This is a genomic window from Labrys sp. HAY1-8F (assembly GCF_056754975.1).
This window is the reverse complement of sequence record NZ_JBPGWZ010000002.1, coordinates 2,486,867-2,513,675: the sequence shown is the minus strand read 5'-3', so window position 1 is coordinate 2,513,675 and position 26,809 is coordinate 2,486,867. Positions and strand designations below refer to the sequence as shown.

Here is a 26,809-nt window from a genome sequence, read left to right as displayed (position 1 = left end):
GAAGACGACGCGCAAGGCCTCAGCCTTCCGCCGGACGGGGAGCTTCGCGCTCGCGCTTTTCCCGCTTGAACTGCGGCAGTTCGCCGGTCTTGACCGCCTTGGTGAACTTGCGGATCACCATATCGCGCTTGAGCTTGGAGATGTGATCGATGAACAATTCGCCGTTGAGATGGTCGATCTCGTGTTGCAGGCAGGTCGCCATCAGCCCATCGGCCTCGAGCTCGGCCTTCTTGCCCTCGCGGTCGATATAGGCGACGCGCACGGTGGCCGGGCGCTCGACCTCGGCATAATAGTCGGGGATGGAGAGGCACCCTTCCTCGTAGACGCTGCGCTCCTCCGACGACCACACGATCTCCGGATTGATGAAGACATGCGGTTCCGGCGGCTCGTCTTCCTTGGCAAGGTCGATGACCACCAAGCGGCGCGGCACGGCGATCTGAATCGCCGCCAAGCCGATGCCGGGCGCGTCATACATGGTTTCCAGCATGTCGTCGGCGAGCTGGAGCAGTTCCGCATCGACGCGCTCGATCGGCGCGGAGACGAGGCGGAGCTTTGAATCGGGCAGGATGATGATCGGTTTGATGGCCATGTCAGGCAGATAGGATGCCGCGCGCGAGGCGTCAATCCGAAAGCGGGCTGAGACGCTCCTGGGACCGCCGGCATCTCAGTGACATGCTTGCATGTCGCGATTGCCGGCTCTCGGAAGCGCTGCGCGTACGGGAAAGGAAGAGCCGGCAGGGATGCCGGCAATCCCGGAAGATCCATCGCGAAACGCGTGCTATTCGAGCACGGTCATCACCTGCCCGCGCCGTTCCGGGCTGAAGCGAATAACGACGATGATGCAGACGGCGACGACGCCAGCGAAAAGGGCCAGTGCATAGCCGTAACTGTTGCCGGGCGCTTCGGCGATGCCGGCCTGGTAGGGGCCGCCATAGGACGCAGCGAGATTGCCGGCCTGATAGATGAAGCCGGGTAGCGTCGCCCGCACGGAGCCAGGCGACAGTTCGTTGAGATGCACCGGAATGACGCCCCAGGCGCCCTGCACCGAGATCTGCATGATGAAGGCGCCAATGGCGAGCATCGCGGGCGTGGTGCTATAGGCCCACAACGAGAGAGAAGGTAGCGCAATCAAGCAGGCGATGGTGATAGCGTTGACGCGACCGATCCTCTCGGACAAGGCCCCGAAAAATAGGCCGCCGATAATCGCGCCGATATTGGCGACGATCGTAATCCAGCTCACCGTATGAGCATCGAAACCGTGCTGCTTCTTCAGGAAGGTCGGATAGAGATCCTGCGTGCCGTGGCTGAAGAAATTGAAGAACATCATCAGCACCACGGCATAGAGGGCGATGCCCCAATGCCGGCTTAAAGTTTCCATGAGGCTGGGCTTCGCCTGGTCCTTGGCCTCGGTGAAAGCCGGTGATTCCGGAACATGCGACCGGATGAAGAGCACGATCAGCGCCGGCAGGAAGCTGAGAAGGAACATGGTGCGCCAGCCGACCACATGGCCACCGATGTTCTGGCCGTAGATCAGGCCGTAGACGATTGCCGCCAGCAGGTAGCCGGTCGGATAGCCGGCCTGGAGCAGGCCGGAAACCATGCCGCGGGCCGATGGCGGGATCGATTCCATGGCGAGTGAGCTACCGAGGCCCCATTCGCCGCCCATGGCGATGCCGAAGATGGCGCGCAGGACGAGGAACACCATGAGATTGGGCGAGAAGGCCGCCAGGGCACCGATCACCGAATAGCTGACGATGTTGAGCATGAGGATCGGCTTGCGTCCGAATTTGTCAGCGAGCCTGCCGAAGATGAAGGCGCCGATGAAACGGGTCGCCAGGGTGAAGAACAAGGCTTCGGAAACGGCGGGAACGCCGACCTGGAATTCCGCGGCGATATCCGTGAGCAGGAAGGTCAGGAGGAAGAAGTCGAAGGCGTCGAGGGTCCAGCCCAGGAAGGAGGCAAGGACAGTCTTTTTCTGCTGTGAACTGAGAGGCAAGCGATTTCTCCCTTATGACCATCGGTTGGCCGCAGGGAAAGGACAGTCTTGGCCATTTCCGCAGCGCCATTTGCTTGGATCGACGCAATGAACGTCGCCAAGGAAGCCTCCCACTGGCCATAGAAGTCCTGAAATCGCCGAAGCGCCACAAAAATATGCTGATTCAACTGATGCGTGTATTTTGAGGGCTGTGCCTGGTGTCCGGGCTGAATCCCTCGGGCATCACGCCGTCGTCTTGTCCTCGAACAGGCAGATGTCGCGGATCAGGCAGGCGGGGCAGGCGGGCTTGATCGCCTTGCAGACATAGCGTCCATGCAGGATGAGCCAGTGATGGGCATGGCGCGCATAGGTCGCCGGCACCACCTTCTCCAAGCCCAATTCCACCGCCAACGGCGTCTTGCCGGGCGCGAGGCCGGTGCGGTTGGCGACCCGGAAGAGATGGGTGTCCACGGCGATGGTCGGCAGGCCGAAAGCGATGTTGAGCACGACATTGGCCGTCTTGCGGCCGACGCCCGGCAGGGTTTCGAGAATCTCGCGGGTGACAGGCACCTCGCCGCCATGCTCGTCCACGAGCAGTCGGGAGAGGGCGATGACGTTCCTGGCCTTGGTGCGGAACAGGCCGATGGTCTTGATATGGCCAATCAGTTGTTCCTCGCCGAGGGCGATCATCTTCTTCGGCGTGTCAGCGATGGCGAACAGCGCCTTGGTCGCCTTGTTGACGCCGACGTCGGTCGCCTGGGCCGAAAGCACCACCGCCACCAGCAGCGTATAGGCGTTGACATAGTCGAGCTCGCCCTTCGGCTCGGGCATTGCCTGCGAAAAGCGCCGGAAGATCTCGGTGATCTCGGACTGCGGCAAAGCTGCGCGCTGGGTGCCGGCGGAGGCCGCGGCGGCATTGGCCTTCGCCTTGGTCCGGCCTGCCGATTTTGTCGCAGGGGAGGCAACGGACAGGGTGGGGATTTGAGTCTGGCGGCGGGGCATGAAAGGCTTATAGTAGGCCGCCATGCAAAGCGCCAACCCGAAAATGCCCCAGGAAAAGCGCCAAGAAGCACCCTTGGAGATATCCTCGGGGGTGGCCTTGGAAGAGCCGGTCTTCGACGCGGTGCTCTACCCGCATCGCTCGCTCGGGCCACGGGGTTTTCGCAACCTCCTCGTCGTGGTCGGCTTTGCCTCGACGCTGCTCTCCATCCCCTTCTACATGATGGGAGCCTGGCCGGTGGTCGGCTTTTTCGGGCTCGATGTCGGCCTGCTCTATGTGATGTTCAAGCTCAATTATCGGGGGGCCAAGCTGCGCGAACACGTGCTGCTGACGCCAGTTCGGCTGTTGTTCTCGCGCATCGATCCCAAGGGACAGCGCCGGGAGTGGATCTTCAATCCGCGCTGGGTGCGGCTGCAGAGCGACGAGCACGAGGAGTTCGGCGTGATGCGCCTCGCTTTGGTGCAGCGTGGCCGTGAGGTGGAAATCGCCCGCTTCCTCGGTGCTTCCGAGAAGGGCGATTTTGCGGATGCCTTCTCCCGGGCTCTGAACAAGGCCCGGCGCGTCTGACAGCCCCATCGCAGCTTTCGGGTGGGAAGCCCGTTGAAGCAGGTCTATCCAGGGTACAAGTAATTGTGCCTGGAGAGGTTCCATGTCGATAACCCTGCCCGATTTCGCCGAAGTGCCGCTGGCTTCGCCCCTTGCCAATTCGCCCGAGGACTATGATCGCATCCGCAAGGCGGTCGCCTATATCACCAGGAAGGCGCAGCACCAGCCCTCGCTCGAGGACATTGCCGGTCATGTCGGCCTGTCAGTCTCGCATTTCCACCATCTCTTCCGGCGTTGGGCCGGCATCACGCCCAAGGATTTCCTGGCGGCGGTAACGCTCGACCGGGCCCGCGACCTCCTGCGCGACTCCGCCTCGATCCTGGATGCCACCTATGAGCTCGGCCTGTCCGGCCCGGCGCGACTGCATGATCTGTTCGTGACCCATGAGGCGATGACGCCCGGCGCCTTCAAGACTGGCGGGGCGGGCCTGACCATCTCCTATGGCTTCCATCCCTCGCCCTTCGGCACGGCACTGGTGATGGTGGCCCCGCTCGGGCTCGCCGGTGTCGCCTTCGCCGATCCAGGCGAGGAGGCCGTTGCGCTGGCCGATATGCGCAAGCGCTGGCCCAACGCGGAACTGCGCGAGGATTCGATGGTGACGGCGCCCTATGCCGGCCGCATCTTCGATCCGAGCCGCTGGCAGGCCGACAGGCCGCTCAACGTAGTGATGATCGGCACCGATTTCGAAGTCCGCGTCTGGCGTACGCTCTTGAACATCCCGATGGGCCGGGCCACCACCTATGGCGATATCGCCAGCCATATCGGCAATCCCAAGGCCTCGCGTGCCGTGGGCGCGGCGGTGGGCAAGAACCCGCTTTCCTTCGTCGTGCCCTGTCACCGCGTGATCGGTCGCTCCGGCGAATTGACCGGTTATCACTGGGGCCTGACGCGCAAGCAGGCCATGCTGGGCTGGGAAGGCGGACGGGTGCGCAGCGGGGCTGCGTAAAGCACGGAGCGCGGACATCTCAGCCCCATGAAGTCATGGGGCGATGTCCGCGCTCCAAGGCTTATGCCAGGCTGCTGCGGCCGATCTGGTCGATGCGCTCCACCCCGGTCAGAGTCATTGCCACCCGCATTTCCTTGGCGATGATGTCGAGCAGATTCTCGACGCCGGCCTGGCCGGCGCTCGCCAGCGCATAGGCGAAGGCGCGGCCGAGCATGACGCCCTTGGCGCCCAGGGCGAGCATGCGCACCACGTCGAGGCCGGATCGGATGCCTGAGTCGGCCAGCACGGTGAGGTCGCCGCCGACGGCGTCGGCAATCGCCGGCAGGGCGCGGGCGCTGGAGAGCACGCCGTCAAGCTGGCGTCCGCCATGGTTGGAGACCACGATGCCATCGGCCCCGAAGGTGACGGCATCACGGGCATCCTCGGGGTCGAGAATCCCCTTGATGATCATCGGCCCCTTCCAGTAGTCGCGGATCCATTCGAGGTCCGACCAGCTGATCGAGGGATCGAAATTCTTGGCGAGCCAACCGATATAGTCGGCCAGGCCCGTGGGCTTGCCGAGATAGCGCGAGACGTTGCCGAGATCGTGCGGCTTGCCCATCATCCCGACATCGAGGGCCCATTGCGGCTTGAACATCGACTGCAGGATCCGCCGCTGCGGGCCGAAAGGCCCCGACATGCCCGAATGCGGGTCGCGATAGCGCGCGCCGGGGGTGGGCATGTCGACGGTGAAGACCAGCGTGGTGATGCCGGCGGCCTGGGCGCGCTCCAGGGCGTTCTTCATGAAGCCACGGTCGCGCAGCACATAGAGCTGGAACCAGATTGGGGCAGGGCTTGCCGGTACCACCTCCTCGATCGGGCAGATCGAAACGGTGGAGAGCGTCATGGCGATGCCCTTGGCGGCGGCGGCCTTGGCCACCTGCACCTCACCGCGGCGGGCCAGCATGCCGGTGATGCCGACGGGCGCGAGGATGACCGGCATGGCGAATTTGCGCCCGAAGATCTCGGTCTCCAGGCTCAGCTTCTCGACATTCTTGAGGATGCGCTGCCTGAGGCTGATCCCTTCGAGATCGCTGACATTGGCCCGCAGCGTGTGCTCGGCATAGGCGCCGCCGTCGACATAGTCGAACATGAAGCGCGGCAGCTTGCGCCTGGCGGCGGCACGATAGTCGGAGGGGGAGGCAATGATCATGATGGTCTTGCAGGCTTCCTGCCCAATGTTGCAACGGGCCGGTCTTCAAACAGGCACGTAGTCTCGTGCAACGATACTTATATCGGCTCTACCTTTGTCATTGCCGGGCGTGACCCGGCAATCCAGTCCTTGTTCCGAGATGGTCAATAAGAGGCGCTGGATGCCCCGGTCAAGCCCGGGCATGACAAGGGTTGGTGCTTCTTTCGTTCCCAATCGAGCAGACGCCGCGATAAGGGCGCACAGGCGGGCACACCGGTTATCCCTTCAGTTCCTGCTTGCTGGCGATCGTGGTGTCCGGGTTCAGGCGGTAGACGATCGGCACGCCGGTATCGAGTTCGCGCTTGACGATCTCCTCGCCCGTCAGACCTTCCAGTGCCATGATCAAAGCGCGCAGCGAATTGCCATGGGCGCCGACCAGCACGGTCTTGCCGGCCATCACCTGGGGCTGGATGCGATGGATGTAATAGGGCAGCACGCGCGCCGCCGTGTCCTTCAGGCTCTCGCCGCCGGGCGGCGGCACGTCGTAGGAACGGCGCCAGATATGTACCTGCTCCTCGCCGAACTTCACGCGAGCCTCGTCCTTGTTGAGGCCGGAGAGATCGCCATAGTCGCGCTCGTTGAGCGCCTGGTCGTTGATGGTCTCCAACCCGTCCTGGCCGAGTTCGCCGAGGATGATCTTGGTGGTGTGCTGGGCGCGCGACAGCACGGAGGTGAAGGCGATGTCGGCCTTGAGCCCGAGAGCCTTGAGACGGCGCCCCGCCTCGTGCGCCTCGGCCACGCCCTTCTCCGTCAGGCCGGGATCACGCCAGCCAGTGAACAGGTTCTTGAGGTTCCAGTCGCTTTGGCCATGGCGGCAGAGCACGAGAGTGGCAGTCATCAAAGGGATCCCGTTTCAGGTCGCAGTAGCGCTGACATAACCGGGATTGCAATTAATTGCACTGGCCGAATGCGCCCTGGATTGGCAAAGTGGACTGGGACTGGCAAAACGGCGAATATCGACGTTGCCGTCCCGTCGTCGGATCATGACTTTGGCGACGGTCAAACTGATGATCTCGCTGGGTTCCTGTCTTGCGTGACCCCTCATCCCCTCTGCGCTACGGCTGGACCACCGGCGCCTGCGCCGCGGCGGCCGCGAAGGCCGCCTATGCGGCACTGCTCGGCGAGGAGTTTCCCGATCCGGTCGTGATCACGCTGCCGCGGGGCGAGCGACCCGCTTTTACTTTGGCCAGGCATGAACGCGGCGAGGGGTGGGCCTGCGCCACCATCGTCAAGGATGCGGGGGATGATCCCGACGTCACCCACGGCGCCCTGGTCACATCGACGGTTCGTCCGGCTGCGCCGGGGACGGGTGTCACCTTCCGGGCGGGGGAGGGGGTGGGAACCGTCACCCGGCCGGGGCTGCCCCTGCCGGTGGGCGAGCCAGCCATCAATCCCGGGCCGCGCAGCATGATCGCCGCGGCCATTGCGGAGGTCGCGGCCGCACATGGCGCCGCCGGGGATGTCGAGGTGACCGTCGCCATCGCCGATGGAGAGGCGATTGCGCGCAAGACCCTGAACGGCCGGCTCGGCATCGTCGGCGGCCTTTCCGTGCTGGGCACGACCGGCATCGTCGTGCCCTTTTCCTGCTCGGCCTGGATCCATTCGATCCACCGCGGCATCGACGTGGCGCGCGGGGCCGGGCTTGATCATGTCGCCGGCGCCACTGGGGCGGCCTCCGAGGAGGCCGTAGCCAGGCTCTACGGCCTTCCGGAGATCGCGCTCATTGACATGGGGGATTTCGTCGGCGGCATGCTGAAATATCTCAGGGTACACCCGGTGCCGCGTGTCACCGTGGCCGGTGGCTTTGCCAAGATCACCAAGCTGGGCCAGGGCCTGCTGGATCTCCATTCACGCGCCGGCCCGGTCGATCTGCGCTGGCTGGCGGAGCGGGTGGAGGAACTGGGCGGCGATGGCGAGACGGCCTACCGCGTCTCGCAGGCCAATACCGCGATCGAAGCCCTGGAGATCGCCGGGGAGGCGGGCCTCGATCTGCCGCCTCTGGTGGCTCGTCACGCCCTGCGGACGGCGGCCACCGTGCTGCGCGATGCCGAGATCAGCCTCGACATCGCCATTTTCGGTCGTGATGGGGACTTGCTGGCGCGCGCGGACTGAAATCCGGGTGCACGGGCATCTTGCCCGTTCTTGGAAACACAGCGCTTGCGGGAAGGAAGAACGTGCAAGACGGCCCTGCACCCGCAAATATCGCCTCGTCCCCGCTCAGCCGTGACCCGTATTGGTGGTGATGCAGTTGAGGAATTTCACATAGGAGCCCAGCCCCGTGCGCGGCGCGGGCTGGTGGCGGGAAAAGCAGCGGTCCTGCACCTCGGCGGCGGGCGGAGCGCGCCAGATCCGGCGCAATTGGTTGTAGGACATGATTTCCTGCGTCTCGCAGTTCTGGATCATCACGGGGTTTCCCTTGCCGAGCTGCTGGCAGAACAGCTTGTACTGGTAGACCGGCAAGGTGGTGGCCTGTGCCGGCAGCGCGCTCGCGCAGACGGCGGACAGGCAGAGCAAGAGAGCGGCGAAACCGGACGCCGGACGCTTCATGATGATATTCCTCGACCGAAAGGGCGTAGCCAAAAGGGTGCCTCCAAAAGGGCGCCTCTTGGTCTGCTTACCTTGCTCCCGTTAAAAAATCGTGGCTGAGTCTCGCACTCGAAGGGCCCGGATTGGGCAAAGATGGCCGTGCTCTGCCTTCTGAATAGGCTTGCCTAGTTCGAGGGCAAACCGATACGCTGCAGCCATCTCTTGGTTAGGGGTCTCGCCTTGTCGATCGTTGCCGCCCTCTATCACCGCACGACCTACGACTATGACCGTCCGGTGATCTTGTCTCCCCAGATCGTCCGGCTCCGGCCTGCCCAGCATTCTCGAACGCGCATCGTCAGCTACGCGCTGAAGGTCGAGCCTGCCCATCATTTCATCAATTGGCAGCAGGATCCGCACGGCAACTGGCTCGCCCGCTTCGTCTTTCCCGAGCCGGCGACCCGCTTTCAGATCGAGGTCGACCTCGTTGCCGATTTCTCGGTGGTCAATCCCTTCGATTTCTTCGTGGAGGATTACGCCAGCCATCTGCCCTTTGCCTATCCCGCCGAGCTGGCGCATGAGCTTGCGCCCTATCTGGAGATCGAGCCGGCGGGCGAGGGGCTGGCTGCCTTCATGGCCTCGATCGAGATGAAGGGGCTTCAGGTCGTCGACTTCCTGGTCGAGCTCAACCAGCGCCTGCAGCGCGAGGTCGCCTATACCATCCGTATGGAGCCGGGCGTGCAGGCGCCGGAGGAAACGCTGGCCTTGCGCTCGGGCTCCTGCCGAGACAGCGCCTGGCTGCTGGTGCAGGTCCTGCGCCGGCTTGGTCTCGCCGCCCGTTTCGTCTCGGGCTATTCGATCCAGCTCACCCACGATCTCAAGGCGCTCGACGGCCCGCGCGGCGTCGATGCCGATTTCGCCGATCTGCATGCCTGGGCCGAGGTCTATCTGCCGGGCGCAGGCTGGATCGGCATGGATGCCACCTCCGGGCTGCTGACGGGTGAAGGCCATATTCCGCTGGCCGCCACGCCCCATTATGCCTCGGCTGCCCCGATCAGCGGTGCGCTGAGCGCCACCGGGCCGGTCGAGAGCCAGTTCTCCTTCGAGATGCCGGTGCGGCGCATCGCCGAATCCCCGCGCGTGACCTTCCCCTTCTCCGACGAATCCTGGCGCGAACTCGATGCGCTCGGACAGGAGGTCGAAGCCGACCTCGTCAAGCAGGACGTGCGCCTGACGCTGGGGGGTGAGCCCACTTTCGTCTCCATAGACGACTATCAGGGGGAGGAATGGAATACGGGCGCCGTCGGCCCGACCAAGCGCGGTCTCGCCGATACGCTGATCCGCCGCTTACGCGCGGCCTTTGCACCCGGGGGCTTCCTGCATTACGGCCAGGGCAAATGGTATCCGGGCGAGTCCCTGCCGCGCTGGGCCTTTTCGCTCTATTGGCGCAAGGACGGCAAACCGATCTGGCAGAATGCCGAGCTCATCGCCCGCGAGCCGAAGCCCGCGAACGGCCCGAACGGCAAGCACCCGATCCGCAAGGTCTTCGATCCCGCGCCGATGCGGATCCTCGCCGAGGGGATGGCCGAACGCCTGGGGATCGAGCCTGCTTATGCAATGCCGGCCTTTGAGGATGCCGCCCACTGGATCCTGCAGGAGGCCCAGCTTCCCGACAATGTCGATCCGATGGAGTCCAAGCTCGCCGATCCCGAGGATCGCGCTCGTATCGCCCGGGTTTTCGATCGCGGCCTCGACCAGCCGGCCGCCTATGTCCTGCCTGTGCAGCGCTGGAACGCCGAACGGCGCGATGGCTGGGTCAGCGAACTCTGGCGCATGCGCCGGGGCAAGCTCTTCCTGGTGCCGGGCGATTCCCCCGCCGGCTATCGGCTCCCCTTGTCGAGCCTGCCTCACGTGCCGCCCAAGGCCTTTCCGCATGTGCATCCGGTCGATCCGACGGTGCCGCGCGGCGAATTGCCGGACCGGGCCGAATTGGCGCGTCAGCCGCGGCGGGCCAGCGAAAGCAAGAATGGCAGCCTCCGCCAGCAGGCGCAGGTGGACCAGGAATTCGGCACCGGCGTGGTGCGCACGGCCTTGACCTTCGAGATGCGCGACGGCGTGCTGTGCGTGTTCATGCCGCCCGTTGAGAGCATCGAGGACTATCTGGAATTGCTGGCGGTCGCGGAGGAGACGGCCGAGGCCAACGGCCTCACCGTCCACATCGAAGGCTATCCGCCACCCCATGATCCGCGCATCCAGATGATCAAGGTCACGCCCGATCCCGGCGTGATCGAAGTCAATATCCAGCCCGGCGCCTCCTGGGCCGAGACGGTGGCGATCACCTCCACCATCTATGAGGAGGCCCGGCTCAGTCGGCTCGGGGCGGACAAATTCATGATCGACGGGCGCCATGTCGGGACCGGAGGCGGCAACCATGTCGTGCTCGGCGGCGTCACGCCCGCCGACAGCCCCTTCCTCCGGCGACCAGATTTGCTCAAGAGCATCGTGCTCTACTGGCAGCGCCATCCCTGCCTGTCCTATATGTTCTCGGGCCTGTTCATCGGACCAACCAGCCAGGCCCCGCGCATCGACGAGGCGCGGCATGATAGCCTCTACGAACTCGAGATCGCCATGGAGCGGGTACGCGGACCGCATGGCGGCAATTCCGCCGGTCGTTCCGCTGACGACCTGCCGCCACCCTGGCTGGTCGACCGTCTCTTCCGCAACCTGCTGGTCGACGTCTCCGGCAACACGCATCGTGCTGAAATCTGTATCGACAAGCTCTATTCGCCGGATTCCGCCACCGGCCGGCTTGGCCTGATCGAGTTTCGCTCCTTCGAGATGCCGCCGGACTACCGCATGTCGCTGGCCCAGCAATTGCTGTTGCGGGCGCTGGTCGCCTGGTTCTGGCGCGAGCCGCAGGAAGGTTCCTTCGTGCGCTGGGGCACCCAGTTGCATGATCGCTTCATGCTGCCCCATTTCGTCTGGGCCGATTTCCAGGACGTGCTCGCCGATCTCGCCCGCGCCGGGTACGCCTTCGATCCAGTCTGGTATCAGGCGCAGCTCGAATTCCGCTTCCCGTTCTACGGCAAGGTCGATTATGAAGGGGTTGGTCTGGAAGTGCGTCAGGCCCTCGAACCCTGGCATGTGCTGGGCGAGGAAGGCCTTGCCGGGGGGACGGTACGATACGTGGATAGTTCAACCGAGCGGCTGCAGGTCAAGGTCGAAGGCTTCAATCCCGCCCGCCATGTCATCGCCTGCAATGGTCGGCGCTTGCCGATGAACGCTACCGGCCGAGCCGGAGAAGCCGTGGCCGGCCTGCGCTTCAAGGCTTGGCAACCCGCCTCCGGCCTGCATCCGACCATTCCGGTGCATGCGCCGCTGACCTTCGATGTCATCGATACCTGGTCGAACCGTTCGCTCGGCGGCTGCACCTATCACGTCGCGCATCCCGGCGGGCGCAATTACGAAACCTTCCCGGTCAACGCCTACGAGGCGCAGGCCCGGCGGCTCGCCCGCTTCGAGCCCATCGGGCACAGCCCTGGCTGGCCGGCGGTTCCGCCCGAGGAAAGCAAGGGGGAGTTTCCCTTCACCCTCGACCTGCGCAGGGCAGCGCGATGAGAGGGGCGGCGGACCCATCGATGCATATCTACGCCGGCAAGATTGGGGCGGTTTCCCATGTCCCGCTGTGGGAGAATGGGTCTTGTTCTGACAGGCTGACCTTGCCGACCTGCATCCACTCTCCTGGGCTGCCCTGATGCTCGCCAGGTCTCGCAACCCCGGCCTGCGTTCCTTGCTTGCGGAGTACCGGCCTTTGCCGGGGGTCGCCGACGAGTTGATAACGGCGGCGGGGGAAGTGCGTCCGCATTGGTTGCCGGTGCTGAACGAGATGGCCCGCTACAGGGCGGCCGTCGTCTCGCAGCGCTTTGCGGTTGCCGATCGCCAGATCAAGAATTCGGGCGTCTATTATCGCGTCTACGACACGCCCGACGGACGCGACCGGCCCTGGCCGCTTGCCCATGTGCCGCTGGTGATCCCCGATGCCGAGTGGCGCGGCATCGAGGCGGGCATCGCGCAGCGCGCACAACTGCTCGAAACCGTGTTGTCGGATCTCTACGGCCCGGCCACTCTGGTGCGAGACGGTGCGCTGCCGGCGGCCGTGATCGCGGGCAATCCCGACTTCCAGCGTGCCGTGGCTGGCGGCACGCCGCTCGGCGGCGAGCATCTAGTCATCTATGCCGCCGATCTCGGCCGGGGCCCCGACGGAAGCTGGTGGGTGCTCAAGGACCGTGCCCAGGCGCCTTCCGGCATGGGATACGCGCTGGAAAACCGGCTCGCCATCTCAGCCGCGCTGCCCGCCCTTTATCGCGACATGCAGGTCGAGCGGCTGGCGGGTTTCTTCCAGGCCATGCGCTCGACCCTTGCGACCAAGGCCGGGCGGGAGGGCTCCCGTATCGGCCTGCTGACGCCGGGGCCGGCCAACGAGACTTATTTCGAGCACGCCTATCTCGCCCGTTATCTCGGCCTCCTCCTGGTGGAGGGCGCCGATCTCACCGTGCAGGATGGCAGTGTCTATGTCCGCACCATCGAGGGGTTGAAGCGCATCGATGCGCTCGTGCGCCGCCTCGATGCTGATTTCGCCGATCCGCTCGAGCTCAATGCCGGCTCGCGCCTGGGCGTGCCGGGTCTGGTGCAGGCCGTCAGGAAGGGCTCGGTGGCCCTGGCCAATAGCCTGGGTGCCGGGCTGGTGGAAGCTCCGGCCATGCTGGCTTTCATGCCGGCCCTGGCGCGCCGGCTCACCGGCAGCGACCTCATCCTGCCGAATGTCGCCACCTGGTGGTGCGGCGAGGCCGGCGCGCGCGCGGAGGCCCTGGGCGATTTCGAGCAACTGGCCGTACTGCCGGCCTTCACGCGCGAGGTTGCCGGCCTGACGCGCGGCGGCGCGAGCGTCGTGGCCGATCAGGACGCGGCGGGCCAGGCACACCTGCGCGAGGTCGTGAAGGCTCATCCTCTCGAAGTGGTGGCGCAGGAAGTGGTCAGGCTCTCCACCATGCCGGTCTGGAACGGCAAGCGCCTGGAGCCGCATCCTTTCACCCTGCGGGTCTATGCGGTCGCGACGTCGGAGGGCTGGAAGGTGATGCGCGGCGGCTTTTGCCGCGTGGGCGACAGCAATGATCCACGTGCCCTGTCGATGCAGCATGGCGGGCGCTCGGCCGACGTCTGGGTGACGTCGGAACGGCCGGTCGATCATGTCAGCCTGCTGCCGGTGCCGGGCAAGGTTGCGATCAAGCGCAGCCTCGGCCATTTGCCGAGCCGGGCGGCCGACAATCTGTTCTGGCTTGGGCGCTATCTCGAGCGTGCCGAAGCGACTCTACGTGTCGTACGAGCCGTCGGCGAGATCGCGGCGGAGGCGGACGAAGAGGTTGCCGCGGCCACGCAGCGCCTCACCGATCTGCTGATTGCCTGGGGGGCGGCGGCCAAGAGCGAGAAGCCGGAAGTGTCCGGTGGCCGCAGGGGCGGCAAGGTTGCCGTCGAGCCCGTTGCGACCGCTGAAGACATTCTGCGGGACGTGCTGGATGGCGATGAATCTGGCGGCATGCCAGCGTTGATCGGCGCGGCGGCGCGGACGGCATCCGCCATTCGCGAGAGGCTGTCGCGCGACGCCACACAGGCCATCGCCAACCTAGACGCCATGGTCGTGGGGGACCGCAGCCTGCCTTCCGCCGACCGGGCGGATCGCTATCTCCACACGCTGGCGGCCTTGTCGGGCCTCGCGCATGAGAACATGAACCAGCTCTCGGGCTGGCGCTTCCTGCGCATCGGGCACCATATCGAACGTGCCATCCAGACCTGCCGGCTCATCCGCCGCTTGGGCGACGAGAGCGCCAGTGCCGACATGCTCGATGCCTTGCTGCGCGTGACGGACAGCCGCATCACCTATCGGGCCCGCTATCTGATGGGAACGTTGCGCTTGCCGGTGGTCGACCTCGTCCTGCTCGATGACGGCAATCCGCGTTCGGTCGCCTATCAGGTCATTCACGCCGCCGAGCATCTGGCGGCCCTGCCGCGCACCTATCGGGACGGCGAGGTGGATGCGCTCACCCGCACCATCCGCCTGATGCGAGCCGAGATCGAGACCACGCAGGCGGCCGATGTCGACGACCGCATGATTCTCGGCTTCGAGAACCGGCTGCTCGCGCTGTCCTCGGACTTGTCAGCCCGCTATTTCAACCAGGACGAAGCTATGGCCGAAACCGCCGAGGGGCTGGGGTAATGGTGGAGCAGGGCCAGGCGTGCAAGAATGTAGCGCGACGCCTGACGTTGCGTCCCTCCGCGAAATCTGTCGGCTGAGGCGGCTCGTGCTCTATCTCATTCGCCACACCACGACCTATCTCTACCGGACCGAGGTCGCGGCGGCTCGCTGCACGCTGCATCTGCAGCCCGAGAGCGGCGGCAATCAGCGGGTGTTCTCGGCCCAGCTCACCATCACGCCCAAGCCACTGGAGCAGACCGACGCCGTCGACTTCTTCGGCAATCATACCACGCATGTCCGCTTTGCCGGCGCAGCCACCCGGCACCGTTTCGAATCGCGTGTGCGTATCGAGGTCCAGCCGCGCGAAATGCCCCATGCCTTGCTGACCCCGTCCTGGGGTGAGGTCAGCCAGAGTGCACTGCTGGTGCCAGACTTCGGCGGTTCGGCACCGGCGCATTATCTTTTCGCCAGCCGTTATGTGCCGCTGCTCGCCGAGGCCCGCGATTATGCGCTTGCCTCCTTCGAGCCGGGGCGGCCGGTGCTCGACGGGGCCGTCGAGATGATGAAACGCATCCATCGCGATTTCGTCTACGACCCCAACGCCACCGATATTTCCACCCCGCTCGACGTGGTTGCCCGCGCGCGCCACGGCGTTTGCCAGGACTTCGCGCATTGGATGCTGGCGGGCTTGCGCGCGATTGGTATTCCTGCGGCCTATGTTTCAGGCTATCTGCGAACCCATCCGCCGCCCGGTCAGGAGAGGCTGGTGGGTGCGGATGCCAGTCATGCCTGGGTTTCGGTATGGTGCGGCGCCGGGCTCGGCTGGGTCGATCTCGACCCGACCAATGCGGTGCCGGCAGGCGAAGACCATGTCCGCCTCGCCGTCGGGCGTGACTACGCCGACGTCGCGCCGGTGGATGGCGTCGTCGTCGCCTCGGCCGGCCATAGCCTGCGCGTCTCGGTGGATGTCGCGCCTTTAGGATGATCGAAATGACTGCCAGGATCGGAATTCTGACCATCTCGGATCGCGCCAGCGCCGGGATCTACGAGGACAAGAGCGGTCCCGCCATCGCCGGCTTTCTGCAACGCGTGCTGACCTCGCCCTGGGAAGCCGTGGTGAGGGTCATCGCCGACGAGCAGGACCTGATCGAACGGACGCTGGTCGAGCTTGCCGACGAGGAAGGGTGCTGCCTGGTCTGCACCACAGGCGGCACGGGTCCGGCCCGTCGCGACGTCACGCCCGAGGCCACCGAGGCCGTGTGCGCCAAGATGATGCCGGGCTTTGGCGAGCTGATGCGCCAGGAAAGCCTGAAATATGTGCCGACGGCCATTCTCTCGCGCCAGACCGCAGGCATCCGCGGCCAGACGCTGATGGTCAACCTGCCGGGCAAGCCGGCCTCGATCGAGCAATGCCTCATGGCGGTTTTCCCCGCTATTCCCTATTGCATCGACCTGATCGAGGGCCCGCGGCTGGAGACGGATCCGGCGGTGTGTAAGGCGTTCAGGCCGGGTGGCTGATCGGAAGGCAGGGCGTCAAGCAAGGAACAAGGCTATGTTCAGTCATGTCACGGTCGGCGTCGCCGCTCTCGAGCGCGCCGCTCGCTTCTACGATGCCCTGTTGGCGCCGCTCGGTCTGCGCCAGCGTCCCGTCACGGCGGACGATGGCCCAGCCGCCCGCTGCTGGATCGACCCCACCAGGCCTTTGCCGCGCTTTTATGCCTATAACCCGTTCAACCGGCATCCCGCCACGGCCGGCAATGGCAGCATGGTCGCCTTCCAGGCAGTCTCGCCCGAGGCTGTCGACGCCGCCTATGCGGGTGGCATGACGGCCGGCGGCGTCGACGAGGGTCAGCCCGGCGAGAGGGCGCATTATGGCAAGGGCTATTATGGTGCCTATCTGCGCGATCCCGATGGCAACAAGATCCATATTGTCTATCGTGGCGATTTGATCGCGTCCTAGAGAAAATTGCGATTCGAAGAGATCGCAGTTTTCTCTAATTCCTTGTTTTGGCGCATTTTCTTAATCGAAAAGTCGATCAACTTTTCTCGAGAGTGCTTTGATCGCCCGGAGCAATAGTCGTGTTCAAGCCGCATGCGGGGCCGGGGCCCATCCGGATCGATTTCCTGCTGGTCCCGCAATTTTCGATGATGGCGTTCTCCGCCGCCGTCGAGCCGCTGCGCGTCGCCAACCGCATGGCCAGGCGGCAGGTCTTCGACTGGCGGGCCTGGTCGATGGACGGCGAGCCCGTCAAGGCTTCCAATGGCTGGCCGATCCCGGTGGGCGGGGCGCTGCCTGCCAGTGGTGACATTCCCACCCTGATCGTCTGCTCCAGCTTCGAGCCGGAGCATTATGCCAGCAAGGCGATGCTGGCGCGCCTGCGCCATCTCGCCCGCCGCGGCACCGAGATCGGCGCGCTCGATACCGGGGCCTGGATCCTGGCTGCCGCCGGCTTGCTCAGTGGCGGCAAGGTCACCATGCATTGGGAGGCTGCGCCCGGCTTTGCCGAGGCCTTTCCCGACATCGAGATCAGCGAGGCGTTGTTCGAGGTGTCGGCCAAGCATTTCACCTGTGCCGGCGGCACGGCGGCCCTCGACCTGATGCTCGACATGATCGCCCGCCAATATGGGCAGGCGCTGGCAGTGGCGGTGTCCGAGCAGTTCATCCATGACAGGTTGCGCCCACGCCATGACCGCCAGCGCATGAGCCTGCCCAAGCGCCTGGGCGTCGCCAATGGCAAGTTGATCCGCGTGGTGGCGGCAATGGAGGCCAATCTGGAGGCGCCGCTCGACGCCAAGGCGCTTGCGGCCCTCTCGGGTGTTTCGGCCCGCCAGCTCGAGCGCCTGTTCCGGGCCGAACTCAAGGATTCGCCGGCCAACTATTATCTGCACCTGCGGTTGCAGCGCGCCCGCCTGCTGTTGCGCCAGACCGACATGAGCGTGATGGAGATCGCCATGGCCTGCGGCTATTCCTCCGCATCCTGTCTTTCGCGATCTTATCGCGCGCATTTTGCGGTGACGCCGCGCGAGGACCGGCGGGAAGGCGAAAACCCGGGGGTCCAAAAGCGCGGCTGATGCGAAATCGCAGGGCATTGCCGGCCGGGGGTTGGGATGGTGCTTCAGGTCTTCAGCAACTTCCCGATGACCTTGGCGGTATAGTCGACCATCGGCACCACGCGGGCATAATTCAGCCGTGTCGGTCCGATCACGCCAAGCACCCCGACGATCTTCTGATTGCCGTCCCGGAAGGGGGCCGCAATCATCGAGGAACCCGACAGCGAGAACAGCTTGTTCTCCGAACCGATGAAGATACGCACGCCGTCGCCGCCCTCGGCGCGGCCGAGCAGGTCGATCAGGTCTTTCTTGGCCTCGATGTCGGCGAAGAGCAGGCGGATGCGCTCCAGATCCTCTCCGGCATGCAGGTCTTCAAGCAGATTGGCCTGGCCGCGGACGATGAGCTGTTGCGGCAGGTCGGAAGAGGCACCGCTCCAGCTTGCCAGGCCGGTATCGATCAACTTGGTGGTGAGGTCGTCGAGTTCGGCGCGGCCGGCATCGAGGGCGCTGCTCATCTCGCGCTTGAGGTCATCCAGCGTCTTGCCGCGGGCACGGGCGTTGAGATAGTTCGAAGCCTCCACCAGTGCCGATGTCGGCAGGCCGACGGGTACCGTAATGACACGGTTCTCCACCGTGCCTTCCTCGGAGACCAGGATGACCAGAGCCTGGGTGGGTTCGAGGCGCACGAATTCGATATGCTTCAGGCGCTGGTCGCGCTTGCCGGTGACGACCACGCCGGCGCCGCGCGACAGGCCCGACAGGGTGGCGGAGGCCTCGATCAAAACGTCTTCCAGGGAGCGGGAGGAGGTTCCGGCCCGGATCTGGGCATCGATCTGCGCCCGGTCCTGGGCGGCGAGGTCGCCGAATTCCAGCATGGCGTCGATGAAGAAGCGCAAGCCCAGTTCGGTCGGCAGCCGCCCCGCACTGGTATGCGGAGCCTGGATCAGGCCCAGCAGCTCGAGATCCTGCATGACATTGCGCACCGAGGCCGGCGACAGCGAGGTCGGCAGCAGGCGCGAAATGTTGCGGGAGCCGACGGGTTCGCCCGTCGCAAGATAGGAATCGACGATCTGGCGGAATATCTCGCGCGAGCGTTCGTTCAGCTGGGCAAGTTCACTCGAAGGAATGGTCGGCGTCACAGCGGACAAGGTCTGTCTCCTCGACGCTAATGTGACGAGCATTCGGCGATTGTTCAATGGTGGAATTGCAGTTTCCGCAGCGCTATGCAGTTTCTTCTCATTCGCATTTCGCCCCTAGAGCGTTTTCCAGAAAAGTTGATACGCTTTTCGATTAAGAAAACGCGTCAAAACAAAGAGTTCGAGAAGAATGACGATTCGGAGAAAAGTCATTTTGCTCTAGCCTCGTCAGCTCAAGGAGAAACCTGTGATGGTCGATTCAGTTCCGCCTTCCGCGAGGGCCGTTGTCGATTTCTGGGTCGATGCCGGCCCTGGGCGCTGGTTCGAGAAGGACGAGGCGTTCGACCGTGATTTTCGCGAGGGTTTCCTGGCCGTGCATCAGGCGGCGATGCGCGGCGAACTGGAGGGATGGGAGGCGACGGCGCCCGGCGCTCTCGCGCTGGTGCTGCTGCTCGACCAGTTTCCACGCAACGCCTTCCGTGACACGCCGGCCATGTATGCGGGCGACCCGTTGGCGCGACGGGTCGCCGCCGCGGCGCTGGCCGATGGCCATGACCGCAGTATCGGCCCGGAACTGCGCATCTTCTTCTACCTGCCCTTCATGCATTCCGAAGAACTCGCCGACCAGGAACGTTCGCTCGCTCTGTGCCGGGCCCTGACCGGCGACTATCTCAGCTATGCCCAGCAGCATCGCGACATCGTCGCCCGGTTCGGCCGATTTCCTCACCGCAATGATATTCTCGGTCGCATTTGCACGCCGGAGGAGCGCCGATTTCTCGACGAGGGCGGCTTTGCAGGGTGAGAGAGCTCCGTTTCCTGAGAACTTCTAGACTTTGTCGATCACGTGGAAGAAGGAGCCGGTAACCCGGCCGCGATGGCTGCCGAGGGCGCCGAGCGAGATGCCATTGGCGTCGCTCACCTCGAAGAGGGGCGGATCGGCCGAGCGCAGGGTGGTCGAGTAATGGAACTCGTGGCCGCGCACGAAGCCGCCTTTCCGGCCGAGCGGGCAATCCTGTTTCAGTTCGGCGAGGCGATAGCCCAGATTCATCTTGCGCTTGGCGAAACTGGTTTCGAGGTCGAGCAGGCCGGTCATGCGGTGAGCCGTGCCTTCCGCATCCGTCAGTACCTGGCCGAGCACCATGTAGCCCCCGCATTCGCCGTGCACCGGGCGCGTCTGCGCGAACAGGCGCAAGGCTTTCTGGAAACGAGTGGCGGTGGCGAGACGCGCGCCATGGAGCTCGGGATAGCCGCCGGGCAGCCAGGCGATATCGGCGTTCTCCGCCGGTCCCTCGTCGGCCAGCGGCGAAAAGGGAATGATCTCGGCGCCCTGGCGGCGCCAGCCGGCGAGGAGATGCGGATAGACGAAGGAGAAGGCGTCGTCGCGGGCCAGGGCGATGCGCTGGCCAGGCGGACGTAAACCTGCGTCCTTCGGGTCGGCCGGGCGCAGGTCCGCATCGTCCGGGGCTGCCGGCAACTGCCGCGTGCCGGCGAGGGCCCGGATGGCTTCGATGCTGCAATGGGTTTCGACAAAATCGGCCAAAGTTTCCAGACGCTGGTCGAGCTCGACGGTCTCGTCGGCCTGTACCAGGCCGAGATGGCGTTCGGGCAGCACGAGATCGGCATTGCGCGGCAGCACGCCGACCACGGGCAAACCGGCTTCCTCGATGCCTTTGCGCGCCAGCGCTTCATGGCGGGGGCTCGCCACCTTGTTGAGGACGATGCCGGCGATGTGCACATCGGAGCGAAAACTGGCAAAGCCTTTGGCGACCGCGCCGGCCGACTGGGACTGGCCGGAAATGTCGAGGACCAGCAGCACCGGCCAGCCCTGCCGCGCCGCGAGGCCCGAGGAGGAGCCGTCGCCGCTGGCGCCATCGCGGGCGACGCCGTCGAACAGCCCCATCAGCGCCTCACCGACGAAGAGATCGGCATTGTGGCCGGCCTCGTGGATCAGGCTGTCGAGCAAAGCGGGCCGCATGGCCCAGCTGTCGAGGTTATAGCTCACCCTTGCTGCCGCCGCGGCGTGAAAGCCGGGATCGATATAGTCGGGCCCACATTTCATCGGCTGCACGGCGACGCCATTGCGGGCGAGGGCGCGCAGCAGGCCGAGCACCAGGGTGGTCTTGCCGGAGCCCGAACGGGGAGCGGCGATGAGGAGGCCGGGAGGGATCATCACCCGTTCCTGCCCTGCCCCGGAGCGGCGCGCAAGAGCGTTCTGCGATTGGGCGTAACACCGAGAGGCGGACCAAAGAGTTCGAGCAAAAGTGCGTTTTCACCAAAAGGCCGCTTCGCTCCAGGGGGCTTGACCCGGAAATCCCCGCCCCATTTCGGGGCCCCCCTTGAAACCCCCCTGGGCTTGCCCATATTGAGATTGTTCCGGAGTTGCCGGAACGGGGGATGCCGTCAGGGTCCCCGCCACAAAGTCGCTTCCTGCGAGGGCTTTGAAATGTCGCGCGTACCAACCTTGAATTCACCCTTTCTGCTCGGCTTCGATGAGATCGAACGAGCTCTGGACAGGGTCGCCAAAGCCGCCAATGACGGCTATCCGCCCTATAATATCGAGCGGGTCGGATCCTGCGACCGGCCGCCGGAGAGGCTGAGAATCACACTCGCCGTCGCCGGCTTCAGCCGCGAGGAACTCGACGTCTCGATTGAAGAAAACCAGCTCGTCATCCGTGGACGGCAGGTGGACGACAAATCCCGAGTCTTCCTGCATCGCGGTATCGCAGCTCGCCAGTTCCAGCGCACTTTCCTCCTTGCCGACGGCATGGAGGTGATGGGTGCGGATTTGAAGAACGGCCTGCTTTCCGTCGACCTGATCCGCCCGGAGCCAGAGCGCGTCGCCAAGCGCATCGACATCTCGGTGCGGGACTGACGACCCGGTTGCCCCTTTTTCCATTGTTTCCAACGTTCAGGAGGGTCCCATGATCCGGAACGACAAGACTGTTGTGCCTACCCCCGAGATGCTGGCTGCCCTGGGCGCCGGACATGTCGCCTATGTCAAGCCGATCATGTCGGAAGACGCCATGCGGCTCTATCCGCAGCTTGGCGAGATCCGTCCCGGCTTGAAGCTGTTCACCCTCAATGCCGCCGATGGGACGCCGATCATGATCTCCGATTCGGCCGAGAGCGCGGTCGCCAATGCCTGGGAGCAGGAACTGGAGCCGGTTTCCCTGCATTGAACGGCGGGCCGCGGCTCGATCGGTCAACGAGAAGTGTATCCGCTTAACGTGGATCCAGGGCGGCGAAGCGCAAGCTTTGTCGCCTTTTTACGTCGAACCAGCCCGGCGAAGCGCGAGCTTCGTCGCCTTTGTACGTCGAGATGGCTTTCGAGGCCGCGACGCTTCAGCCCAGAAGGCGTGGCGCTGGCAGCTCGATCTGGCCGGTGGTGGCCGGTGCTGTCGCCTGCGGGCGCTTGTAGAGGAAGTACCAGGCGAGGCCACCGACGACCAGGATGGCGATGATGAGATAAAGCCAGGTCATGCTGCCGCTCGATTGCGGCGGTGGCGGCGGGGCGGCCTGATGCTGCAGCCGAGGGCTGGGCGGCGGCTTGGTGTCGAGTGTCGACCGGCTGGCTTGGGCACCCGCCCCGCTTGATCCAAGGGTCGATGTACCCGCAGTCGATGTACCCGCAGTCGATGTACCCGCAGTCGATGTACCCGCAGTCGATATACCAGGCTGCGGTCCCGTGGCCGAGCCCAGCGTGGATTGAGGCGGGGTGGTCCGGAAGGCGCCGCTTACCGCGGTTTCCAGGCCTTGCAGGAACCCACCGTCGGCGAGACCTGCCGCCAGGCTGGCCGGGAGTGCGGCGGTGATCGCCTGCTTCTCGCCTGCGAAAAGCGCGGCGACCGCATTGCCGTCAGACCAGTTCTCCGGCGATTGATTGCCGAGGGCGCCGACGACGGCCGGGCCGACGAGACCGAGCACGGAAGCGGCAGCCTGCGGAGGGGCACCGGTTGCCTGCCCGAGGACACTGGCCAGCTGGTTGACGCCCTCGGCGCCCAGCAGGGAGGTCAGCACATCACTGCCTCCAGCCAGGGCGTTGGCATCGCCGCTGGTCACGCCAGCCGCCAGCGTGTCGAACAGGCCCGGATCCTGGCTGGAGATCAGATCGGAAATGCCTTTGGCGCCATCGGGGGAAGAGGCTTCGCTGGCGAAGGCCCCAAGCACGGAAGGAACGGCGGCGGCGACCAGTTTTCCGGCCAGTGCCGGGTCGATGCCGATGATCGCGGCGGCGCGTTCAATGAGATCGGGCGTGATCAGTTGGGAGACGAGGCTAGGAAGATTAATGGCCATTTCATTCCTCGCGTCAGAAAATCACGGATACCTTAGTACCCAATCGTCTCCGTTGCAAAACTCGATGATACGAGGCCCGCTGTTCTTTTGGCCGGGCAATGATCGGGCAGGATGAATGCCCGCAGAAATCCAAATTCCTTTACGGAACAGGAAAGGTTTGGATTTCCTGCGCTATGCCGGGAGGCGCCTGGGGCGCGACTTGGCCCTCACCGGCCAAGCGGAGCGATTGAAGAAAAGCAGCATGGCCGAATGGGGGCCATACTGCTGCGATCGGTCAAGCCGAGCGGCTGGCGCCTGTCGGCAGCACGATCACCTTGGTGCCGACAGGAACGCGCTTGTAGAGATCGATGATGTCCTGGTTGGTCAGGCGGATGCAGCCGGACGAGACCTTGGTGCCGATGGCGGAGGGATTGGTGGTGCCATGCAGGCGATACAGCGTGTCGCGGCCACCGCTGTAGAGATAGAGGGCGCGTGCACCCAGCGGATTGCTGGGGCCGCCGGCCATGCCGGCGCGATAGCGGCCATATTGCTTGGGATTGCGGGCGATCATGTTGGGGGTCGGGGTCCAGCGCGGCCAGTTGGCCTTGCGCGCGATGATGGCCTCGCCCTGGAAATTGTAGTCCGCGACCTTGCCGACACCGACACCATAGCGCAGCGCCTTGCCGTTGCCTTGGATCAGATAGAGAAAACGCTTGTTGGGATCGACGATGATGGTGCCGGCCTTTTCCGATGATTCATAGGAAACCTCGCGGCGCCAGAAGCGGGGTGCCACGCTGGCCAGGTTCACGGCCTTGATCGGATAGGCGCCATCCTTGGAGCCGGCATAGATGGCGGCGTAATGGGGATCGGCCGTCTCGGCCATCTCCGGCGCGCTCGCGGCGGCGGTCTGAGCTTCCTCGGGCTTGACGACAGGCAAAGCGGCGAGTTGCACGGTCGCGCCAGCCTGCGGCGCAATGGCCGGGGTCGCCAGAGGGGTGTCGATCTTCGCGCTTGTCGTGACGCAGCTTGCAAGCATCAGCGGCAAGGCCAGAAGGATAATGCTTCGTGCCAGTATCATTTTAATCCAGATATGTGCTGTTCTTATTCGTCCGCGCCTGCCGGGCTCAGGAGCTGCGGCGGCGCTGGGTGAGGCTGGGCGTATGCAGCCATTGCGGCAGCATTGTGCGCCGGCAGCGAGGTTGTCGGTGCCGGGTGCAAAAGCTCTCGGGTGTGTGTTCTTCCGGCAACAAGGCGGGCTTCGACTGTGGGCTCAGCCTGCCCGACCATTGGCGAGAGGCCAGGTGACGCTGAAACTGAAGGGCGCGAAATGGGCGTGGGGCAGGCCTGCGACCGCGAGGGCCTCGGCCGCCCATTGATTGCAGGTATTGAATGGCCCGTAACGGCCTTTGGCGAGATAGAAGGCCTCGAGCCCTGTCCCGCCGGGGCGCTGCTGGGGCCGGCCGGCAGCGTCGGGCTGGAGGCTTGCTTGGATATGGGCGATCAGGGCCAGCCGGCCCTCCCTGTCGATCGAAAGCGGCAGGCAGTCGGGGTTGGCGATCGGCGGATTGACGGCGACCACCCTGAGGGCGGTGTCGTGCCGGCCGGCGAGTGCCGCCAAAGCGGTCGATACCCTGGTATCGCCCCAGGTTGGCGTTTCTCGGAAAAAGACGAGATCCCCCCAGCCGAAGGCCAGATAGGCCTCGGCCGGCAGGTCGGGCGGGGCTACGGCCGGAAACAACTGCGTCCAATCGATCAGCGCATCCCGGCTCGGCATCACGATATCGGTGTGGGCGAGGGAGGCGCAGAGATAAAGCGTCGGTTCTCCGCCGGCCTGCTGGGCCCGCCCTGACGCCGGCACGAGCGCAAAGCAGATGGCAGCGAGCACGAAGAGGAGAAGGGCGAGCAGCGGCATGGCCGCGAGTGCGAGGATCAGGCGCAGGCTCTTCGAGAGCCGTGTGCGTCCTACCGTTTCGGCAGCAAACCCACCAGCGGGATCAGGCATGCTCTGAAGATGCCGGCAAGGCTTCCCCCGTGGTGGAACGGTGCGCGCGAACCGAACGCGACGACCTGATCATAGGTGCCCGCTAAAGCAAAGGCGAGGAACCCCCGCAGGGCCGTGCTCAGGCTTTGTCGGTCAGGCTCCGATAGACCTTGGCCGGCCAGGTCAGGGCGTCGGGAAGCGCGCGGGCGATGCTGCTGGCAAAATCGGAAGCAGAGCCGCTGCTCCACTGCCCCTGGACCACCGGGGCCAGTTCAACGCCCACGCCGATCAGATAGACAATGACCAACAAGGATAGAATGCTGCGCATCGTGAGCTCTCTCCAGATGGCCACATCCGACATGGCCCCACATTGGGCGGGAGTGTCGCGAAACTTCGTGGCGGCAGCGTGATCGCCGGTCGAATCCCGGAAAACGCCAATTTCTAGAAGCGTTTCACTTTCAGAGCGATTCGCCAAGAACCGCAAACTCTCGGCTCTTCAGCAAGTTGAATTGAAAGAAGGGCTCGGCCTGAACATACTTCGCTCCAGGCCGGGCTGGTCGAGAGCAGGGCTCAGTCTCGTGCCTTGCCGTTGCGGTCGGCGGCGTCCTTCAGGCGCTCATGCACGCGCTGCATGGCCTGGCGGATGGCGAGCCTGGCCTTGAGGGCGGCGATGCCGCTCGTCGCGCAACTCGGTGAGGCATAGTCGAGACAGGGAATGCCATGCGCCAGGCGCTCGGCGGAGAGCACACCGCAATCCTCGAACAGCAGGCACGGTTCCTCGCCGCTATGCGGACCGCTCAGATGCATTCCCATCGCTACTCTCCCCTGATTCTGTTTGTAGGCTAACAATCCTCCAGGGGCGTGATAGGGGCGTGACCGGCGCGCTTGGGACCTTCGATCACAGGCCTTGCGCAAAGCAGGCCGGCCTGGGGATAATCGGCAGCCTTGTAACCTGGCGGTCACACGCGATAAGCCAGTGGTCTCCAGAGCAATGCGCGTTTAGACGGAAACGCTTGTTTGCTCTAACTCTTTGTTTCCAAGCCAATCCCCAGCGGATTGGCTGGAGCGTCTTTGTGATTCTTGGCATCACCGCCAAATCGCAAAACGCTCCGACGCGGGCCTGGACGCAATCTGCCAGGCCTGCAACATCGCGACGGGGCTGCGGTATCATGGCATTTCGACCCTTGGACTATGACGAGCACCCGACCGTTCTCGCGGCCGAATATCAGCGGATCAAGGCCAACCTGTCCGACAATGAGGCGATGTTGCTCGCCTGCCTCACCAATGTGCTGAACGAATTGCCCGACTGGCTGGACGGGGACTACTCCGCCGGTAGCGCGCTCGATCATGCCAATACGGCGATCGAGGCAATGCTGCGCGGCTCCGGCCTGCTGCCGATACCACCTGAAGCCCGTGAACGGGCGGAGAGAATGCGCGACGACAGTTGAGATGCAGGGCCTGGGTGTCGGCGCTCTGTATGATTAGCCGGCAGCGACTCCACAAGGCCGTTGCAGGCACCGGCACAGGACTTCCAAGGTCACAAAATGCAAAAGGCCCGACGGGCCGTTAGCCACGTCGAGCCTTTTCGAAACTGGTGCCCAGAAGAGGACTCGAACCTCCACACCTTGCAGTACACGGACCTGAACCGTGCGCGTCTACCAATTCCGCCATCTGGGCGCGGGGGTCTTCTAGGGGGGCGGAGGGCCGATGTCAACGCCCATTTGCAGTTCTTGCGACAGCTTGATGAAACCGGCTTCAAACTGGCGTCCCGCCTTGCGTTTGACACCTTGCTGGGCTTGTGTGGATGCGAGAAGAACGCGTTTTAGCGAAGCATGGCT

At 64.6% G+C, this 26,809-nt stretch carries 26 protein-coding genes and 1 tRNA gene; 13 read left to right on the top strand and 14 right to left on the bottom strand.

The annotated features are described in order from the left end of the window. Positions 1-19: 19 nt before the first annotated feature. The 3 genes from def to nth all read right to left on the bottom strand — a co-directional run bounded on the left by def (position 20) and on the right by nth (position 3,001). Positions 20-589 (bottom strand): peptide deformylase, encoded by a 570-nt coding sequence (gene def / locus ACR9ZN_RS20740; RefSeq protein ID WP_481273068.1) that lies wholly within the window; start codon positions 587-589, stop codon positions 20-22. A 189-nt stretch (positions 590-778) separates the two neighbouring features. Continuing rightward, entirely contained in the window at positions 779-1,996 is a 1,218-nt protein-coding gene (locus tag ACR9ZN_RS20735) for an MFS transporter (protein ID WP_441771158.1), read from the bottom strand. Between the two features lie 222 nt (positions 1,997-2,218). Beyond that, positions 2,219-3,001 (bottom strand): endonuclease III, encoded by a 783-nt coding sequence (gene nth, locus ACR9ZN_RS20730; RefSeq protein WP_434958329.1) that lies wholly within the window; start codon positions 2,999-3,001, stop codon positions 2,219-2,221. Positions 3,002-3,050: 49 nt separating this feature from the next. Between nth and ACR9ZN_RS20725 the strand changes: the two genes are divergently transcribed. Together ACR9ZN_RS20725 and ACR9ZN_RS20720 are read left to right on the top strand one after the other, a co-directional pair. Beyond that, positions 3,051-3,542, top strand: coding sequence for a DUF2244 domain-containing protein (locus ACR9ZN_RS20725; RefSeq protein WP_481273067.1), 492 nt, complete (start codon positions 3,051-3,053; stop codon positions 3,540-3,542). Positions 3,543-3,624: 82 nt separating this feature from the next. After that, complete coding sequence (locus ACR9ZN_RS20720; RefSeq protein WP_434958327.1) at positions 3,625-4,527, top strand: methylated-DNA--[protein]-cysteine S-methyltransferase; 903 nt, start codon at positions 3,625-3,627, stop codon at positions 4,525-4,527. Between the two features lie 61 nt (positions 4,528-4,588). On the opposite strand, the gene lldD is transcribed toward ACR9ZN_RS20720, so the two are convergent. Together lldD and ACR9ZN_RS20710 are read right to left on the bottom strand one after the other, a co-directional pair. After that, complete coding sequence (lldD, locus tag ACR9ZN_RS20715; protein ID WP_481273066.1) at positions 4,589-5,719, bottom strand: FMN-dependent L-lactate dehydrogenase LldD; 1,131 nt, start codon at positions 5,717-5,719, stop codon at positions 4,589-4,591. Positions 5,720-5,975: 256 nt separating this feature from the next. Then, positions 5,976-6,596 (bottom strand): 2,3-bisphosphoglycerate-dependent phosphoglycerate mutase, encoded by a 621-nt coding sequence (locus tag ACR9ZN_RS20710; RefSeq protein ID WP_149253465.1) that lies wholly within the window; start codon positions 6,594-6,596, stop codon positions 5,976-5,978. Between the two features lie 191 nt (positions 6,597-6,787). Here ACR9ZN_RS20710 and ACR9ZN_RS20705 point away from each other — a divergent pair, with 191 nt between their 5' ends. After that, positions 6,788-7,870, top strand: a complete 1,083-nt coding sequence (locus tag ACR9ZN_RS20705) for a cobalt-precorrin-5B (C(1))-methyltransferase (protein ID WP_481273065.1) — start codon at positions 6,788-6,790, stop codon at positions 7,868-7,870. Positions 7,871-7,975: 105 nt separating this feature from the next. Here the strand turns inward: ACR9ZN_RS20705 and ACR9ZN_RS20700 are convergent, their stop codons facing one another. Further along, the gene (locus tag ACR9ZN_RS20700) at positions 7,976-8,305 is read right to left on the bottom strand and encodes a hypothetical protein (RefSeq protein WP_434958323.1); all 330 of its coding nucleotides are present in this window, start codon (positions 8,303-8,305) and stop codon (positions 7,976-7,978) included. Positions 8,306-8,524: 219 nt separating this feature from the next. On the opposite strand from ACR9ZN_RS20700, the gene ACR9ZN_RS20695 reads away from it, so the two are divergent. From ACR9ZN_RS20695 to ACR9ZN_RS20670, 6 genes are all read left to right on the top strand, one after another. Continuing rightward, complete coding sequence (locus ACR9ZN_RS20695; RefSeq protein WP_481273064.1) at positions 8,525-11,899, top strand: transglutaminase family protein; 3,375 nt, start codon at positions 8,525-8,527, stop codon at positions 11,897-11,899. Between the two features lie 136 nt (positions 11,900-12,035). Continuing rightward, the gene (locus ACR9ZN_RS20690; RefSeq protein ID WP_481273063.1) at positions 12,036-14,552 is read left to right on the top strand and encodes a circularly permuted type 2 ATP-grasp protein; all 2,517 of its coding nucleotides are present in this window, start codon (positions 12,036-12,038) and stop codon (positions 14,550-14,552) included. A gap of 85 nt (positions 14,553-14,637) precedes the next feature. Further along, positions 14,638-15,516 carry a transglutaminase family protein gene (locus ACR9ZN_RS20685; RefSeq protein ID WP_481273062.1) on the top strand — a complete coding sequence of 293 codons (879 nt, stop codon included), beginning with the start codon at positions 14,638-14,640 and terminating at the stop codon, positions 15,514-15,516. A 5-nt stretch (positions 15,517-15,521) separates the two neighbouring features. Further along, positions 15,522-16,049, top strand: a complete 528-nt coding sequence (mog, locus tag ACR9ZN_RS20680) for a molybdopterin adenylyltransferase (protein ID WP_481273061.1) — start codon at positions 15,522-15,524, stop codon at positions 16,047-16,049. Between the two features lie 34 nt (positions 16,050-16,083). After that, positions 16,084-16,491: a VOC family protein gene (locus ACR9ZN_RS20675; RefSeq protein ID WP_481273060.1), complete on the top strand. Its 408-nt coding sequence runs from the start codon at positions 16,084-16,086 to the stop codon at positions 16,489-16,491. Between the two features lie 119 nt (positions 16,492-16,610). Continuing rightward, positions 16,611-17,603 carry a GlxA family transcriptional regulator gene (locus tag ACR9ZN_RS20670; protein WP_434958317.1) on the top strand — a complete coding sequence of 331 codons (993 nt, stop codon included), beginning with the start codon at positions 16,611-16,613 and terminating at the stop codon, positions 17,601-17,603. Positions 17,604-17,647: 44 nt separating this feature from the next. On the opposite strand, the gene hrcA is transcribed toward ACR9ZN_RS20670, so the two are convergent. Beyond that, on the bottom strand, positions 17,648-18,721 hold the full coding sequence (gene hrcA, locus ACR9ZN_RS20665; RefSeq protein WP_434959706.1) for a heat-inducible transcriptional repressor HrcA: 1,074 nt from the start codon (positions 18,719-18,721) through the stop codon (positions 17,648-17,650). A 247-nt stretch (positions 18,722-18,968) separates the two neighbouring features. On the opposite strand from hrcA, the gene ACR9ZN_RS20660 reads away from it, so the two are divergent. Beyond that, the gene (locus ACR9ZN_RS20660; RefSeq protein ID WP_481273059.1) at positions 18,969-19,520 is read left to right on the top strand and encodes a DUF924 family protein; all 552 of its coding nucleotides are present in this window, start codon (positions 18,969-18,971) and stop codon (positions 19,518-19,520) included. A gap of 24 nt (positions 19,521-19,544) precedes the next feature. Here ACR9ZN_RS20660 and ACR9ZN_RS20655 read toward each other — a convergent pair whose 3' ends face one another. Continuing rightward, complete coding sequence (locus tag ACR9ZN_RS20655) at positions 19,545-20,888, bottom strand: cobyrinic acid a,c-diamide synthase CobB (RefSeq protein ID WP_454816233.1); 1,344 nt, start codon at positions 20,886-20,888, stop codon at positions 19,545-19,547. Between the two features lie 273 nt (positions 20,889-21,161). On the opposite strand from ACR9ZN_RS20655, the gene ACR9ZN_RS20650 reads away from it, so the two are divergent. Next, positions 21,162-21,590: an Hsp20 family protein gene (locus ACR9ZN_RS20650; RefSeq protein WP_149253477.1), complete on the top strand. Its 429-nt coding sequence runs from the start codon at positions 21,162-21,164 to the stop codon at positions 21,588-21,590. 49 nt (positions 21,591-21,639) lie between these two features. Beyond that, a complete protein-coding gene (locus ACR9ZN_RS20645; RefSeq protein ID WP_441771167.1) occupies positions 21,640-21,897 on the top strand; it encodes a BQ00720 family protein in 258 nt (85 codons plus the stop codon). Positions 21,898-22,060: 163 nt separating this feature from the next. Here ACR9ZN_RS20645 and ACR9ZN_RS20640 read toward each other — a convergent pair whose 3' ends face one another. The 5 genes from ACR9ZN_RS20640 to ACR9ZN_RS20620 form a co-directional block, all read right to left on the bottom strand. Beyond that, positions 22,061-23,011: a DUF937 domain-containing protein gene (locus ACR9ZN_RS20640; RefSeq protein WP_481273058.1), complete on the bottom strand. Its 951-nt coding sequence runs from the start codon at positions 23,009-23,011 to the stop codon at positions 22,061-22,063. Positions 23,012-23,285: 274 nt separating this feature from the next. Beyond that, the gene (locus ACR9ZN_RS20635) at positions 23,286-24,068 is read right to left on the bottom strand and encodes a L,D-transpeptidase (RefSeq protein ID WP_434958312.1); all 783 of its coding nucleotides are present in this window, start codon (positions 24,066-24,068) and stop codon (positions 23,286-23,288) included. A 192-nt stretch (positions 24,069-24,260) separates the two neighbouring features. Continuing rightward, on the bottom strand, positions 24,261-24,992 hold the full coding sequence (locus tag ACR9ZN_RS20630) for a DUF2459 domain-containing protein (RefSeq protein ID WP_481273057.1): 732 nt from the start codon (positions 24,990-24,992) through the stop codon (positions 24,261-24,263). 118 nt (positions 24,993-25,110) lie between these two features. After that, complete coding sequence (locus ACR9ZN_RS20625; RefSeq protein WP_481273056.1) at positions 25,111-25,299, bottom strand: hypothetical protein; 189 nt, start codon at positions 25,297-25,299, stop codon at positions 25,111-25,113. A 242-nt stretch (positions 25,300-25,541) separates the two neighbouring features. Then, entirely contained in the window at positions 25,542-25,784 is a 243-nt protein-coding gene (locus ACR9ZN_RS20620) for a hypothetical protein (RefSeq protein WP_481273055.1), read from the bottom strand. Positions 25,785-26,140: 356 nt separating this feature from the next. On the opposite strand from ACR9ZN_RS20620, the gene ACR9ZN_RS20615 reads away from it, so the two are divergent. Beyond that, a complete protein-coding gene (locus tag ACR9ZN_RS20615) occupies positions 26,141-26,419 on the top strand; it encodes a hypothetical protein (protein ID WP_441771171.1) in 279 nt (92 codons plus the stop codon). Positions 26,420-26,563: 144 nt separating this feature from the next. On the opposite strand, the gene ACR9ZN_RS20610 is transcribed toward ACR9ZN_RS20615, so the two are convergent. Next, positions 26,564-26,648, bottom strand: a tRNA-Leu gene (locus tag ACR9ZN_RS20610). Positions 26,649-26,809: the final 161 nt, after the last annotated feature.

Coding starts and splice junctions, on each gene's coding strand:
- ACR9ZN_RS20660 (WP_481273059.1), top strand. CDS start 18,969: ATGGTCGATTCAGTTCCGCCTTCCGCGAGGGCCGTTGTCGATTTCTGG.
- ACR9ZN_RS20615 (WP_441771171.1), top strand. CDS start 26,141: ATGGCATTTCGACCCTTGGACTATGACGAGCACCCGACCGTTCTCGCG.
- ACR9ZN_RS20655 (WP_454816233.1), bottom strand. CDS start 20,888: ATGATCCCTCCCGGCCTCCTCATCGCCGCTCCCCGTTCGGGCTCCGGC.
- ACR9ZN_RS20650 (WP_149253477.1), top strand. CDS start 21,162: ATGTCGCGCGTACCAACCTTGAATTCACCCTTTCTGCTCGGCTTCGAT.
- ACR9ZN_RS20645 (WP_441771167.1), top strand. CDS start 21,640: ATGATCCGGAACGACAAGACTGTTGTGCCTACCCCCGAGATGCTGGCT.
- ACR9ZN_RS20625 (WP_481273056.1), bottom strand. CDS start 25,299: ATGCGCAGCATTCTATCCTTGTTGGTCATTGTCTATCTGATCGGCGTG.
- ACR9ZN_RS20720 (WP_434958327.1), top strand. CDS start 3,625: ATGTCGATAACCCTGCCCGATTTCGCCGAAGTGCCGCTGGCTTCGCCC.
- ACR9ZN_RS20700 (WP_434958323.1), bottom strand. CDS start 8,305: ATGAAGCGTCCGGCGTCCGGTTTCGCCGCTCTCTTGCTCTGCCTGTCC.
- lldD (WP_481273066.1), bottom strand. CDS start 5,719: ATGATCATTGCCTCCCCCTCCGACTATCGTGCCGCCGCCAGGCGCAAG.
- ACR9ZN_RS20710 (WP_149253465.1), bottom strand. CDS start 6,596: ATGACTGCCACTCTCGTGCTCTGCCGCCATGGCCAAAGCGACTGGAAC.
- ACR9ZN_RS20690 (WP_481273063.1), top strand. CDS start 12,036: ATGCTCGCCAGGTCTCGCAACCCCGGCCTGCGTTCCTTGCTTGCGGAG.
- ACR9ZN_RS20635 (WP_434958312.1), bottom strand. CDS start 24,068: ATGATACTGGCACGAAGCATTATCCTTCTGGCCTTGCCGCTGATGCTT.
- def (WP_481273068.1), bottom strand. CDS start 589: ATGGCCATCAAACCGATCATCATCCTGCCCGATTCAAAGCTCCGCCTC.
- mog (WP_481273061.1), top strand. CDS start 15,522: ATGACTGCCAGGATCGGAATTCTGACCATCTCGGATCGCGCCAGCGCC.
- ACR9ZN_RS20630 (WP_481273057.1), bottom strand. CDS start 24,992: ATGCCTGATCCCGCTGGTGGGTTTGCTGCCGAAACGGTAGGACGCACA.
- nth (WP_434958329.1), bottom strand. CDS start 3,001: ATGGCGGCCTACTATAAGCCTTTCATGCCCCGCCGCCAGACTCAAATC.
- ACR9ZN_RS20620 (WP_481273055.1), bottom strand. CDS start 25,784: ATGGGAATGCATCTGAGCGGTCCGCATAGCGGCGAGGAACCGTGCCTG.
- ACR9ZN_RS20675 (WP_481273060.1), top strand. CDS start 16,084: ATGTTCAGTCATGTCACGGTCGGCGTCGCCGCTCTCGAGCGCGCCGCT.
- ACR9ZN_RS20640 (WP_481273058.1), bottom strand. CDS start 23,011: ATGGCCATTAATCTTCCTAGCCTCGTCTCCCAACTGATCACGCCCGAT.